A 13,518-nucleotide genomic window follows, 5' to 3' on the forward strand; every position below is an offset into this window, starting at 1 on the left:
CCCGCTGAGACCGGAGGTCAGCCCCGGCGGCGCACGACGACGAACCGCCCGATCACGCCGATGGCCAGGACCACGGCGCCCGTGGCGAGGGAGCCGGTCGGGACCGCCAGGGCCAGCACGACGCACCCGGCCAGTCCGGCGAGGGCGAGTGCCCGGGGGTAGCGACGGTGCTGCCGGTCCTGGGTCAACGCCGACGCGTTGGCCACCCCGTAGTAGGTGAGCACGCCGAAGGACGAGAACCCGATGACCCCGCGGAGGTCGGTGAGCAGCACGAGCACGACGACGACGGCGCCCAGCGCCAGCTCGGCCCGGTGGGGCACGTGGAACCGTGGATGCACCGCCGACAGGGCCCGTGGCAGGTCGCCGGCGCGGGCCATCGCCAGCGTCGTGCGGCCCACGCCCGCCACGAGAGCCAGCAGCGCCCCGAGGGCTGCGACGGTTGCCGCGGCGGAGGCCACCCACGGCAGCCACCCGTCCGGGCCCTGAACCATCACCGCGAGCTGGTGCACCGGGGCCGCCGTCGAGGCGGTGGCCCCCGGTCCGAGCACGTGCAGCAGGATTCCTGCCGTGACGGCATAGAGCGGCACGACGACGGCGAAGCTCAGCACGATGGCGCGCGGGATGGTCCGCGCCGGGTCCAGCACCTCCTCTCCCAGCGTCGCGACGCGGGCGTACCCGGCGAACGCGAAGAAGAGCAGGGCTGCGCCTTGGAGCACGCCAGCCCAGCCACCCGCGCCGGGCGTTGGCTCACCGCCGTCGAGCGGGGTTGCTCCCCACAGCCTGACCGCCGACACGATCAGGACGGTGACGAGCAGGGCGAGGACGATGATGACGAGGATGCGTGTCAGGGCCGCCGTCCGCGTGATCCCGCGGTAGTTGACGGCGACGATCGCCGCCACGACGGCCGCCGCGAGGGGCCGCTGCCACGCGGGCGGGGCCACGTAGACGGCGATGGCCAGAGCCATGGCTGCACAGCTGGCGGTCTTGCCGATGACGAAGCCCCAGCCGGCGACGAAGCCCCACCGGGGCCCCAGTCGCTCGCGCCCGTAGACGTAGGTGCCCCCGGACGTCGGGTACTGCGCGGCGAGCTGGGCGGACGACGTGGCATTGCAGAACGCGATGACGGCAGCGATGCCGAGCGAGACGAGCAGCAGGGATCCGGCCGCCGCGGCAGCGGGCGAGAATGCCGTGAAGAGACCGGCGCCCACCATCGACCCGACACCGATGAAGACGGCGTCGCCGGTGGTGAGGCGCCGGGCCAGCGCGGCGCCCTGGCCGGGAGTGGTCATGGCCCCGAGTCTGCCGTGGCCGGGCGACCGGCACCCGCCGGGGCCTGCCCGGCGGGTGCCGGTCCGGCCCGGTCCGGCCCGAGGGCCCGGTCCGTCCCGAGAGCTCGGACCAGGCCCGTCCAATGCCGATGGCCAGCTGCGAAGGTCAGCTGCGAAGGTCGGTGAGCATCGACTCGAACGGCGTGACCTGCGCGAACGGGTCGACTCGGGCGGCCCGGGGTGAGCCCAGGACCAGAGCCGCGAACGCCGTGCCCGCGCGCTCGATCCGGTCTCCGAGCCGTCCGGCGTCGACGCTCCCCCAGTCCTCGCTGGCCGCGAACACCGCCACCGGGGCGACAAGCGCCCCGAGGTGCGCGAAGAGCGGACGCAGGGCGTGGTCGATCGCGAGCGAGTGGCGTGCCGTGCCGCCCGTCGCGCCGAGCAGCACCGGGGTGTCGCGGAGCGCGTCCTTGGGAAGCACGTCGACGAGCATCTTGAACAGCCCGCTGTAGGACGCGGCATACACCGGCGTCGCGACGACGACGGCATCGGCCTCGGCGATGGCGTCGAGACGCACCTGCAGGTCGGGAGAGGCGAAGCCGGTCAGCACGTTGTTCGTCACGTCGTGCGCGACGTCGCGGACGTCGACGACCTCGACGACGACCTCGCCCACGTCGTGACCGGCCAGGGCCCGGACGGTGGCCTCGGTCAGGCGGTCGGCGAGCAGCCGCGTCGAGGACGGCTGGGTCACGCCGGCCGTGATGACGGCGAGGTGGAAGGGGGTCTGCGTGGTCACGAGGTCACCTCCAGGGTGGTCGGCTCGGGCGAGGCGCCGGTGACGGCGTCGCCGTCGGCGTAGACGGTGGTGTCGTGCGCGCCGCCGGCGGCCGCGACCCGGTTCGCGTGGATCGGGGCGTCGGGGACGTGCGCGGGCTTGAGGGCTGCGAACTCCTTGCGCAGCACGGGCACGACCTCCTCACCGAGGATGTCGAGCTGCTCGAGGACGGTCTTGAGCGGGAGCCCGGCGTGGTCGACGAGCCACAGCTGGCGCTGGTAGTCGCCGGCGTAGTCGCGGAAGCCGAGGGTGCGCTCGATGACCTCCTGCGGGCTGCCGACGGTCAGTGGCGTCTGGCTCGTGAACTCCTCGAGCGTGGGGCCGTGGCCGTAGACCGGCGCGTTGTCGAAGTAGGGCCGGAACTCGCGGACGGCGTCCTGGCTGTTCTTGCGCATGAAGACCTGCCCGCCGAGTCCGACGATGGCCTGGTCGGCGCTGCCGTGCCCGTAGTGCTCGAACCGGCGACGGTAGAGCTGCACCATCTGCTTCGTGTGGCTGGCCGGCCAGAAGATGTGGTTGGAGAAGAAGCCGTCGCCGTAGTAGGCGGCCTGCTCGGCGATCTCGGGGCTGCGGATCGAGCCGTGCCAGACGAACGGCGGCACGCCGTCGAGCGGACGCGGCGTCGAGGTGAAGCCCTGGAGCGGGGTCCGGTACTTGCCCTGCCAGTCGACGACGTCCTCGCGCCACAGGCGGTGCAGCAGGGCGTAGTTCTCGATGGCGAGCGGGATGCCGTCACGGATGTCCTTGCCGAACCAGGGGTAGACCGGTCCGGTGTTGCCGCGGCCGAGCATGAGGTCCATGCGGCCGTCGCTCAGGTGCTGGAGGTAGGCGTAGTCCTGGGCGATCCGGACGGGGTCGTTCGTCGTGATGAGGGTCGTGGAGGTCGAGAGGACGAGCCGCTCGGTCTGGGCGGCGATGGCCGCGAGCAGGACGGTCGGGTTGGCCGGCGCCGCGAAGGGCGGGTTGTGGTGCTCCCCCGTCGCGAAGACGTCGAGCCCGACCTCCTCCGCCTTCCTCGCGATGGCCACGGTGGCCTTGATGCGCTCGTGCTCGGTCGGCGTACGGCCCGTCGTGGGGTCGGTGGTGACGTCGCCGACGGTGAAGATCCCGAACTGCATGTGTCCCAGCTCCTTGTGATTGAGAATTCAATCATACCTAACGCGACGACCTCCTCCGCCATTCCCGCTGTGACATCCTGTCGCGGTGAGCCCTGAGATCTCCCCCAAGGACCGCTTCATCACGGTCTACGGCCGCAACCCCGTGCACGAGGTGCTGCTCGACGAGGACCTGCACGTCGACAAGGTCGTCATCGCCGAGGGGGCCCGCGGCAGCGGTCTGCGCGAGATCCAGCAGGCGGCCCGACGGCGCCGCGTCGACGTGCAGTACGCGAGCGCCGAGCGGGTGAAGAAGCTCGCCGGCAACGGTCGCCAGGACCAGGGCGTCTTTGCGGACGTCGTGGCGCCGCGCATGCGACCGCTGGAGTCGGCGCTCGCGGAGGACGCAGCCTCCCTGCGCGCCGTCCTCGTGCTCGACGGGGTGACGACCCCCGCCAACGTCGGCATGATCCTGCGCTCGGCCACGGCGGCAGGCGTCGACGGCATCGTCGTCCCGCGCAAGGGCGTCGCCTCGCTCGACCCGCTCGTCGTCAAGGCCTCGGCGGGCGTCGCCTTCCGGGCCCCGATCCTCAAGGCTTTCACGGCTGCCGAGGCCGTGAGCGACCTCAAGCGCGCCGGCTTCCACGTGGTCGGGCTCGACGCCGACGGCGACGACGACCTCTTCGCGGCCCACCTGCCCGAGCCGGTCGCGTTCGTGCTCGGCAGCGAGACCGCGGGGCTGACCCCGGAGGTGGCCGATCTCGTGGACACCTGGGTGTCCATCCCGATGGCTGCGGGCGTGGAGTCGCTCAACGTGTCCGCCGCGGCCGCCGTCGTCTGCTTCGAGCTCGTCCGGCGCGCACGCCTCTGAGCTGCGGGCGGGGCCGACCTACCCCCATGAGGTATGCCGTCCGGCGGCCACCCGCGCCCTCGCTCAGCGCCGCTCGGTTCCGTGGCGGTCCGTCAGGCGCCGGACGCGCGTCAGGCGCCCCACCTGTCCGCGAGCGCCCGCACCACGGTGAGGTTGCGAGCAGTGCCGACCGCTCCGGTCAGCCGCTCGATGCGCGCGTTGTTCAGCCGGGCAGCCTGGACGCCCTCGGCGAGGAACATGACGATGTCCCGGCCCTGGACGAGTGCGGCCTCGGTGGCGACGTCCCAGGCATGCAGCGCGCTGACGCCCTCGGGGTCGAGGTCACCCGTCATGAGCATGACGTAGCGCCTCGCATCCGGTGCGATCGGCGACTCGAGCGCCTCGGCCTCCTCGGCGAGCGTCCTCAGCTGCGCGGGCGTGCGCACGACGACCGGCACGTCGAAGCCGAACTCGGTGCTGATGGTCCGTCGCAGGTCCGCCTCGACCTTGGCAGCACTCCGTGTCGACCTGCGGACCCGGACGTTGCCGCTCTGGATGTAGGTCTCGACCTCCTCGTAGCCCTCCGTCTCCAGCAGCGCACGGAGCGCCTGCATCGGCACCTGCCGCTGCTTGCCGAGGTTGACGGCGCGCAGGAAGCCGATCCAGGTGGGCATCTCAGGCGTCCTGTCCGAGTGAGCAGGTGCCCTGGCCGACGGACTCGACGCGTCCACCGACGTGGACGGTCCCCTGGTCGTCGAGGTCGAGGATCAGCCTCGACGGACGGCCGACGGCAGCTCCCTGACTGACGACGACGGAGACGTCCCGGACGCCCTGCGCGACGAGCCAGCCACCGAGGTTGGCGCAGGCGGACCCGGTGGCGGGGTCCTCGAGGACCGCCTGACCCTGGGTGTAGAAGAGCCGGGCCTCGATGCTCGTGGGCCCGCTCCAGGCCCAGACGTAGACGTGCGGAGGCCGACCGGGTGAGGTCATGTGTTCGGCCATCCGGTGCGGGTCGGGGTCGCAGGCCCGGACGCCCTGGATGCTGTCGAGCCGAACGACGAGCTGCTCGACCCCTGCGTCGACCCAGCTCGCGTCCGAGCGCACGAGGTCGGCGACGTCGATCCCGAGGGCCGCGGCGAGCTCGGCACCGCTCGAGGACACCTCGCGGAGGGTCGCCGGTCGCGCGGTGAGGCGCCAGCCACCGTCCACGCGGTCGACGGGGATGCGCCCGGCCGGCATGGTGAGGTGAACGCTGTCCAGTCCGCCGGCGAGGGTGGCGACGACCTCGGCGGTCCCCAGGGTCGGGTGCCCGGCGAAGGGCATCTCGTGCCCCGGCGTGAAGATCCGCACGTCCGCCTCCCCCGCCGTGCCGTCCCCCAGGGATGTCACGAACGTCGACTCGCTGAGGTTGAACTGGCGGGCCCAGGCGAGCATCTCGTCCCGGGTGAGCCCGGCGGCGTCGGGGAACACGCAGAGCGGGTTTCCCGAGAAGGGGTGGCCGGCGATCGAGAAGACGTTGAGCAGGTGGAAGGGCAGGTCCATGGCCCGAGTCTGCCGGAGCGCCGTGGGCTGCCGCAGGCTCCCGCGCAGGGCTCGCCGATACTGTGACGGTCATGGCCACTCCCGACGGCGTCGTTCCCGGCAACATCTACCTCTTCCGGCACGGCGAGACGGAGTGGTCGCTCAGCGGGCAGCACACCGGCACGACCGACCTGCCGCTGCTGCCCGAGGGCGAGGCGGCCGCCCGCGAGCTCGCCGACGTGCTGCGCAGGCACCGCTTCGAGCGCGTCCTCGTCTCGCCCCTGCAGCGCGCCAAGCGCACCGCCGAGCTGGCCGGCCTCGGCGACTTCGAGGTGGAGCCGCTGCTGCGCGAGTGGGACTACGGCGCGTACGAAGGAGTCACGACCAAGCAGATCAGCGCCGAGATCGGCCACCCGTGGGAGGTCTTCGTCGACGGTGTGCAGCCGGGCGTCACCCCGGGCGAGACCGTCGACGAGGTGTCCGCGCGGGCCCAGCAGGTCATCGACAAGGTGTGGCCCGACCTCGAGCACGGCGACGTGGCCCTCTTCGGCCACGGCCACGCGCTCCGCGTCCTGACCGCCACCTTCCTCGGGCTCGACCCGCGCTTCGGCCAGCACCTCATCCTCGACGCCGGGTCGATGAGCGTGCTGACTCATCACCGATCCACCCGCTGCCTCGGGATGTACAACCTCTCCCCCTGGCGTCTGCTCGCCGACTGACGACGGCCCACGGTCCGCGCGGGCGACCGCTCGCGCAAAAGGGACGAAACGCCTGCGCCCGACCGGTCGGGCGGGATATCGTTCCGGCGACCGCTCGACCCGAGGAGCTGCCGTGCGCCACACGCCCATCACCGCCCCCGGGGCGGCCGCAACCGCTGTCGCCTCGCTTCTCGTCGGTCTCGCCGCGGTCGCGACAGCGCCACCCGCGGACGCCGGAGTGAGCACCCCGGGCCCGATCTCGTCGGTCGTCGCCACTCCGGGTCCCGCCGCCGGCCAGATCACCTTCACCTGGGCCGCGTCCGGTGCCAGCACGACCGGCTTCGTCGTGGAGACGGGACTGACCACCTTCAAGGTCGGCGACCCGGTCCTGCCCGACCATGGCCGCCGCCCGACGTACTTCACCTTCCCGGCGAACCGGCGCTCGGTCACCCTGAGCGCGGCTCAGGTCGCCTCCGCCGGCGCCGGCACCTCTTCCGCGAACCACCTCTACTACCGCTTCAAGGCGGTCAACCAGACCGCCTCCGGCACCGCCGTGCGCAGCTGGCCGTACCTGCAGAACGTCGCGGTCAAGCCGGCCACGCCCGCGGCGACGGGCACCGCCCTCCGCGTCGCGACCTTCAACGTCCACACCGCCACGGCCGCCTCCGGGGTGCGGCCCTGGACGACCCGGGTGTCCGGCATCGCCCGGACGATCCTGTCGCGCAAGCCCGGCGTCGTCACCCTTCAGGAGCTCGGCATCGGTCGAGCCGACGGCAGCACCCAGCCGAGCACGCTCGGCACCCTCACCCAGGCGCGCAGCCTGGTCGACACGCTCGCCGCACAGGGCGGCGGTCGCTACCAGCTCGTGCGGAGCACGCGCTTCGTGGCGCCCGGCACGCCAGAGGCGATCCAGGGAGCCCGCATCCTCTACGACACCAGCCGCTACCGTCTCGTCAGCTCCTGCCCGGAGCGGTCGGACAGCCTGCCGCTGAGCAACAACAGCTGGTCGAGCTCCTGCACGATCCCGCTTCCGACGCTCACGGGGGACGACGCCTGGAGCAGGCGGCGCGCCTCCTTCGCCGTGCTCGCCGACCGCACCACGGGGCGGCAGTTCTACGTCGTGTCCGCCCATCTCGACCAGCGGCACAGCACCGTGTACGCGACGGAGCGGACGTACGAGCGGCTGCGCGCGACGCAGGTCCGCGCGGTCCTGGCCCGGATCGACCAGCTCAACACCGGGCGGCTGCCGGTGGTCCTGTCGGGCGACCTCAACACCTACCAGAACAACCAGGGCGGCTACGACGCGCACGACACCCTCGTGTCGGCGGGCTACTACGACACCGCGGCCGCCGTGACCCAGGTCAACCCGCGCTTCACGACGATGAACCACTTCTCGTGCACGCTCACGGTGCCCGGCACCGGTTGGGGCAGCCGGCTCGACGTCGTCGCGGTCAAGGGCGTCAGCGGCGCGGCGCGCTGGGAGAACGTCATGGCCACCACCGACTGCGCCCGGCCGTCCGACCACAACATGGTCGTGGCCGACATCCGGCTTCCCTGAGCCCGGGCCGGCGTCGCAGCCACTCCCCGGCCGGCATGCGCCCTCAGGAACGGCCACACGGCATACGTCGGTGGCGTCGTGGCACGAACGGGTCGGCAGGCCGACCTCAGGCCTTGGGGAGCTCCCAGGTGTGGACGGGCTCGTTGGCCATCATGCCCTCGATGTAGTGGCGCAGCATCTCGCGCAACGCCTTGTCGCGGGTCAGGCCCCGCGCCTCGAGCCGGGCGACGCACTCGGTCTGCCACGAGGCGCCGTTGACGCCCAGCAGGCAGCGCTGCTCGATGATCGACAGGAAGCGGTCGCGGACGGCTGCGGAGACGCCCCAGCGCTCCAGGCCCTCGTGGGCCATCGGCAGGAGCCGGCGCAGCACGAGCTCGGTGGCCGGCACGTCCCCGAAGCCGGGCCAGTAGGTGCGGGCGTCGATCCCGAGGCGTGCCCCCTCCTCGAAGTTCGCCTCGGCTGCCGAGAAGCTCATGCGGGTCCAGACCGGGCGGTCCTCCTCGGCGAGGACGCGCATGGCGCCGTAGTAGAAGGCCGCGTTGGCCATGACGTCGGCGATGCTCGGGCCGGCCGGCAGGACGCGGTTCTCGACGCGCAGGTGCGGGCGGCCGCCGACGATGTCGTAGATCGGGCGATTCCAGCGGTAGACGGTGCCGTTGTGCAGCCGCAGCTCCTTGAGCTCAGGCACCTCGCCGCGCTCGAAGACCTCCTCGGGCTCCTCGTCGTAGAGCTCGGGCAGCAGGGCCGGGAAGTAGCGGACGTTCTCCTCGAACAGATCGAAGATCGAGGTGATCCACCGCTCGCCGAACCACACGCGGGGACGCACGCCCTGGTTCTTCAGCTCCACCGAGCGCGTGTCGGTGGCCTGGGTGAAGAGCGGGATGCGGGTCTCGGCCCAGAGGCGCTGGCCGAGGAAGAACGGCGAGTTCGCGCCGAGCGCGAGCTGCGGTCCGGCGAGGACCTGGGCAGCGTTCCAGTGGTCGGCGAAACGCTCGGGCTGCACCTGCAGGTGCAGCTGGATCGAGGTGCAGGCCGACTCTGGAGCGAGGCTGTCGGAGTAGCGGGCGATGCGCTCACCGGTCGGGCCCTCGAGCTCGAGCCAGACGTCCTCGCCACGGGCGTCGAGGACGGCGTTGTTGAGCGCGGCGTAGCGGATGTTCTCGCTGATCCAGTCGCCCTCGAAGTGCTCGGGCATGACCGTCGGCAGGATGCCGATGGCGACGATGCCGGCGTGCGCCTCGGCAGCCTTGGCAGACGCGCGGTTCAGCGACTCACGCAGCAGCTGCTCGAGCTCGATGGCCGAGTCACCCGGGAGTGGGCGGGGGTGGACGTTGAGCTCGATGTTGTAGCGCGCAAGCTCGGTCTGGTAGTCCTCGTCGGCGATCTGCTCGAGCACCGTCTTGTTGTCGAGCTTGGGACCGAGGTCCTCGTTGACGAGGTTGAGCTCGATCTCCAGACCGGTCATGGGGCGGTCGAACTCGAACTCGCTCTTGCCGAGCATGCGTTCGAACACGTCGAGGTCGCGGCGCACCTTCTCCCGGTACTGCTGCCGCTGCTCGCGCGTGTACCTGGCCTGTTCGACGTCGGCTCCCACGTGAGGAGACAACCACACTCGGGGTCCCGACGCGAGTGACGCGCACGGAGCGGTCGCCACCCGGACGTGCTCGTCGTCAGGTGGTGACCGCTCCGTGCACCGACTCAGCCCTCGAAGGCCTCCGGCGGCGGGCACGAGCAGACGAGGTTGCGGTCGCCGTAGGCCCCGTCGATGCGGCTGACCGGCGGCCAGTACTTGTCCGCGGCGTGGACCCCGACGGGGAAGGCAGCCTCGGTGCGCTCGTACGGATGACCCCACTCCCCCGCGATGTTGAGGGCGGTGTGCGGCGCGTGGCGCAGCATGCTGTCGCCGACGGCGACCTCGCCGGCCCGGATCGCCTCGATCTCACCGCGGATGGCGATCATGGCGTCGCAGAAGCGGTCGAGCTCGTAGAGGTTCTCGGACTCCGTGGGCTCGACCATGAGGGTGCCGGCGACGGGGAAGCTCATCGTCGGCGCGTGGAAGCCGTAGTCCACGAGCCGCTTCGCGACGTCGTCGACCGTCACGCCCGTCTCGGCCGTGATCTGCCGGACGTCGAGGATGCACTCGTGGGCCACCAGGCCGTCGTGCCCGGAGTAGAGCACCGGGTAGTGCTTGCGGAGACGGGCCGCGATGTAGTTGGCGCCGAGGACGGCCATCTGGGTGGCGTGCCGCAGCCCCTCGCCGCCCATGAGCCGCACGTAGGCCCACGAGATCGGCAGGATGCTCGCGGAGCCGTAGGGCGCGGCCGAGACGGGGCCGACGCCGGACTCTGGACCTGCCTCTGCCGCGAGCGGGTGGTTGGGCAGGTGGGGTGCGAGGTGGGCCCGGACCGCGACCGGGCCGACACCGGGACCGCCGCCGCCGTGCGGGATGCAGAACGTCTTGTGCAGGTTGAGGTGGCTGACGTCGGCGCCGAACTTGCCGGGCTGGGCCAGACCGACGAGGGCGTTGAGGTTGGCCCCGTCGACGTAGACCTGGCCGCCGGCCTCGTGGACGAGCTCGCACAGCTCGGTGATGGTGTCCTCGTAGACCCCGTGCGTCGACGGGTAGGTCACCATGATCGCCGCCAGGTCGTCGCGGTGGGTCTCGATCTTCGTGCGGAGGTCGTCCATGTCGACGGTGCCGTCCGGGGCGGTCTTGACGACGACGACCTTGAGGCCCGCCATGACCGCCGAGGCGGCGTTGGTGCCGTGGGCGCTCGCGGGGATGAGGCAGATGCGTCGGTGGCCCTCGCCGCGCGCCTGGTGGTAGGCGTGGATCGCGAGCAGGCCGGCGAACTCACCCTGCGAGCCGGCGTTGGGCTGCAGCGACACCGCGTCGTAGCCGGTGATCTCGCACAGCCACGCCGACAGGTCGTCGATGAGGGCGCGGATGCCCTCGGTCTGCTCGGCCGGCGCGAAGGGGTGGAGGTTCGCGAACTCCGGCCAGGTGACGGGCTCCATCTCGGTGGTGGCGTTGAGCTTCATCGTGCACGAGCCGAGCGGGATCATGCCGCGGTCGAGCGCGAAGTCGCGGTCGGAGAGCCGGCGCAGGTAGCGCAGCATCGCCGTCTCGGAGTGGTGAGCGTGGAACACCGGGTGCGTGAGGAACTCCGTCGTGCGTTCCAGGGCCTCGGGTATGCCGTGTGCCCCGGTCTCGTTGACCCGCCGGGTCACGTCGTCCGTCGCCTTGAGCCCGAACGCGTCGAGGACCGCGAGCACCGTTGCGGGAGTGGACGTCTCGTCGAGGCTGAGCGAGACACGGTCGGCGTCGACGCGCCACACGTTGATGCCACGGTCGGCGAAGGCCGTCGTGACCTCCTCCGCACGACCCGGGACGACGACCGTGAGCGTGTCGAAGAACGAGGTCGTCTCGACGTCGACGCCGCCGTCGATGAGGGCGCCGCGGAGGGTGGCGGTGAGGGCGCCGACCCGCCTCGCGATGGCCACGAGTCCGGCGGGACCGTGCCACACGGCATACATGCTCGCCATGACGGCGAGGAGGACCTGCGCCGTGCAGATGTTGGAGGTCGCCTTCTCACGGCGGATGTGCTGCTCACGCGTCTGCAGCGCGAGACGGTAGGCCTGGTGTCCCTCGGCGTCGACGGAGACGCCGACGAGGCGGCCGGGGATCTGGCGCTCGAGACCGCGGTGGACGGCCATGTAGCCGGCGTGCGGACCGCCGAACCCCATGGGCACGCCGAAACGCTGGGCGCTGCCGACGGCGATGTCGGCACCCCACTCGCCCGGAGCGACGGCCAGCGTCAGGGCGAGCAGGTCGGCACAGGCCGTCACGAGCCCCTTGGCCTCGTGCACGGCGGCGGTCAGCGGCGCCCAGTCGACGAGCTCGCCGGTCGCGTCGGGATACTGCACCATCGCACCGACGACGGCCCTGCCGCCGGCGGCGGACGTCAGGGAGTCGGCGTCGGTCACGCCGCGCAGGTCGGCGACGAGCAGCGGCAGCCCCAGCGCGTCCGCGCGCGTGCGCATCACGGCGATGGTCTGCGGGAAGAGACGCTCGTCGACGAGCACCACGGCGTCCGCGGGCGCCTTGCTCGCGCGGCGCATCAGCGACATGGCCTCGGCTGCGGCCGTCGACTCGTCGAGGAGCGACGAGCCGGCGACGTCGAGGCCGGTGAGGTCGGTGATGACGGTCTGGAAGTTGAGCAGTGCCTCGAGGCGGCCCTGCGAGATCTCGGGCTGGTAGGGGGTGTAGGCGGTGTACCAGGCGGGGTTCTCGAGGACGTTGCGGCGCACGACCGGAGGGGTCACGGTGCCGTAGTAGCCGAGCCCGATGAGCGAGGTGAGCACGGTGTTGCGTGCCGCGAACCCGCGAAGCTCCTCGATGACGGCGCTCTCGCTGGCGGCGGCCTCGACCCGCAGCGGGGTCCCTGACCGGATGGCGCCGGGGATGGCCCGGTCGCACATGGCGTCGAGGCTGGGCTGGCCCACCACCTCGAGCATGTGGCGCACGTCGTCACCGGCAGGTCCGACGTGGCGGCTGACGAAGTCGGCCATCACCGTCTCGGTGGACGTTCCGGTCGTGACGGGCACGAGGTGGTCGATCGACATGCGGGGCTCCTGACGGGTTCGAGCGGACGACACACGCTCCCCGTCTGTCGAGCACCACGACGGTGCCTCCAGAGTTGCCTCGCCCGCATGGTCCTGGCGCCTGAGAGGTTCCGGGGATGTTGCCCCTTCGGCGCCTCGTAGGTGCAGCGCACCCCGAGGACTCTCCCACGCAGGGTCGATCGGCAGTGTCGAATCTACCAGTCGGGGCGGGTCCCGGCGTCATGCGAACGGCCCGGCCGGGATGTCCGGTCGGGCCGCGTCGAGGGTCGTAGGTTCAGGGGGTGGAAGCCGGTCAGGCCATCCGGCGAGCCTGGCGGCGGGCGCCCAGCTCGTCGTCGGGGTGGTCGAGTGCGGTGTCGTCGTCGACCCGCTCGCTCGGGAGCTGGGCCAGCTCGCCCTCGACCTCGCGCCACACGCGTCCCACGGCGATTCCGAAGACGCCCTGTCCGCCCTGGACGAGGTCGATGACCTCGTCTGCCGACGTGCACTCGTAGACCGAGGCGCCGTCGCTCATGAGCGTGATCTGGGCGAGGTCCTCGACGCCGCGCTCGCGCAGGTGGCTGATGGCCACGCGGATCTGCTGGAGGGAGACGCCGGTATCGAGCAGGCGCTTGACGACCTTGAGGACGAGGATGTCGCGGAAACCGTAGAGGCGCTGGGTGCCTGAGCCCGTCGCGCTGCGCACGGACGGCTCGACGAGACCGGTGCGGGCCCAGTAGTCGAGCTGGCGGTAGGTGATGCCCGCAGCCTTGCACGCGGTCGGGCCGCGGTAGCCGTTGTCCTCGTTCAGCTCGGGCAGGTCGTCTGTGAACAGCAGGCCCTGGGACCCGACGGGCATGGTCCGGCCGGTGTCGCGCGCGTCCTCGATGGCGGCCATGCCGTCCTCCTCGTGCTCAGGCTGCAAGCCGCACCGTGCGAGCCCGCAGACGACATCGGGATAACTACAGCGACGTCGTTCTTCTGACGGTAGGCCGCGGTCCCGCTCCGGTCAATCACCACGAGGTCGCGCATCGACGGCGTGTCGGCGCGCGGAGCGAACCTTTGACGTCTACCTGAAGGTGAGACCGG

General features: G+C 71.7%; 11 protein-coding genes and 1 riboswitch. Of the genes, 3 read left to right on the plus strand and 8 right to left on the minus strand.

Annotated features, from left to right (window positions below; genetic code table 11):
- Positions 1-17: 17 nt before the first annotated feature.
- The 3 genes from ABD831_RS14570 to ABD831_RS14580 form a co-directional block, all read right to left on the minus strand.
- On the minus strand, positions 18-1,289 hold the full coding sequence (locus ABD831_RS14570; RefSeq protein ID WP_344947900.1) for an APC family permease: 1,272 nt from the start codon (positions 1,287-1,289) through the stop codon (positions 18-20).
- 145 nt (positions 1,290-1,434) lie between these two features.
- The gene (locus ABD831_RS14575) at positions 1,435-2,064 is read right to left on the minus strand and encodes a CE1759 family FMN reductase (protein WP_142177917.1); all 630 of its coding nucleotides are present in this window, start codon (positions 2,062-2,064) and stop codon (positions 1,435-1,437) included.
- Positions 2,061-3,221 carry an LLM class flavin-dependent oxidoreductase gene (locus ABD831_RS14580; RefSeq protein ID WP_344947905.1) on the minus strand — a complete coding sequence of 387 codons (1,161 nt, stop codon included), beginning with the start codon at positions 3,219-3,221 and terminating at the stop codon, positions 2,061-2,063. The genes ABD831_RS14575 and ABD831_RS14580 overlap by 4 nt, the downstream gene beginning before the upstream one ends.
- An 85-nt stretch (positions 3,222-3,306) precedes the next feature.
- On the opposite strand from ABD831_RS14580, the gene ABD831_RS14585 reads away from it, so the two are divergent.
- Positions 3,307-4,068 carry a TrmH family RNA methyltransferase gene (locus ABD831_RS14585; RefSeq protein ID WP_344947910.1) on the plus strand — a complete coding sequence of 254 codons (762 nt, stop codon included), beginning with the start codon at positions 3,307-3,309 and terminating at the stop codon, positions 4,066-4,068.
- 110 nt (positions 4,069-4,178) lie between these two features.
- Here the strand turns inward: ABD831_RS14585 and ABD831_RS14590 are convergent, their stop codons facing one another.
- Together ABD831_RS14590 and ABD831_RS14595 are read right to left on the minus strand one after the other, a co-directional pair.
- Entirely contained in the window at positions 4,179-4,721 is a 543-nt protein-coding gene (locus ABD831_RS14590; protein WP_344947913.1) for a DUF1697 domain-containing protein, read from the minus strand.
- Position 4,722: 1 nt separating this feature from the next.
- On the minus strand, positions 4,723-5,589 hold the full coding sequence (locus ABD831_RS14595) for a PhzF family phenazine biosynthesis protein (protein WP_344947918.1): 867 nt from the start codon (positions 5,587-5,589) through the stop codon (positions 4,723-4,725).
- A 71-nt stretch (positions 5,590-5,660) separates the two neighbouring features.
- Here ABD831_RS14595 and ABD831_RS14600 point away from each other — a divergent pair, with 71 nt between their 5' ends.
- Positions 5,661-6,287: a histidine phosphatase family protein gene (locus ABD831_RS14600; protein WP_344947921.1), complete on the plus strand. Its 627-nt coding sequence runs from the start codon at positions 5,661-5,663 to the stop codon at positions 6,285-6,287.
- Between the two features lie 112 nt (positions 6,288-6,399).
- On the plus strand, positions 6,400-7,824 hold the full coding sequence (locus ABD831_RS14605; protein WP_344947924.1) for an exonuclease/endonuclease/phosphatase family protein: 1,425 nt from the start codon (positions 6,400-6,402) through the stop codon (positions 7,822-7,824).
- Positions 7,825-7,930: 106 nt separating this feature from the next.
- On the opposite strand, the gene ABD831_RS14610 is transcribed toward ABD831_RS14605, so the two are convergent.
- The 3 genes from ABD831_RS14610 to ABD831_RS14620 all read right to left on the minus strand — a co-directional run bounded on the left by ABD831_RS14610 (position 7,931) and on the right by ABD831_RS14620 (position 13,327).
- Positions 7,931-9,418, minus strand: coding sequence for a glutamate-cysteine ligase family protein (locus ABD831_RS14610; RefSeq protein WP_142177910.1), 1,488 nt, complete (start codon positions 9,416-9,418; stop codon positions 7,931-7,933).
- 104 nt (positions 9,419-9,522) lie between these two features.
- The gene (gene gcvP / locus ABD831_RS14615) at positions 9,523-12,450 is read right to left on the minus strand and encodes an aminomethyl-transferring glycine dehydrogenase (protein ID WP_344947930.1); all 2,928 of its coding nucleotides are present in this window, start codon (positions 12,448-12,450) and stop codon (positions 9,523-9,525) included.
- Positions 12,451-12,528: 78 nt separating this feature from the next.
- Positions 12,529-12,628, minus strand: a riboswitch (glycine riboswitch).
- Between the two features lie 114 nt (positions 12,629-12,742).
- Positions 12,743-13,327, minus strand: a complete 585-nt coding sequence (locus tag ABD831_RS14620; protein ID WP_344947933.1) for a MerR family transcriptional regulator — start codon at positions 13,325-13,327, stop codon at positions 12,743-12,745.
- Between the last annotated feature and the right edge of the window lie 191 nt (positions 13,328-13,518).

The organism is Terrabacter ginsenosidimutans (assembly GCF_039539425.1).
Taxonomy (GTDB): domain Bacteria; phylum Actinomycetota; class Actinomycetes; order Actinomycetales; family Dermatophilaceae; genus Terrabacter; species Terrabacter ginsenosidimutans.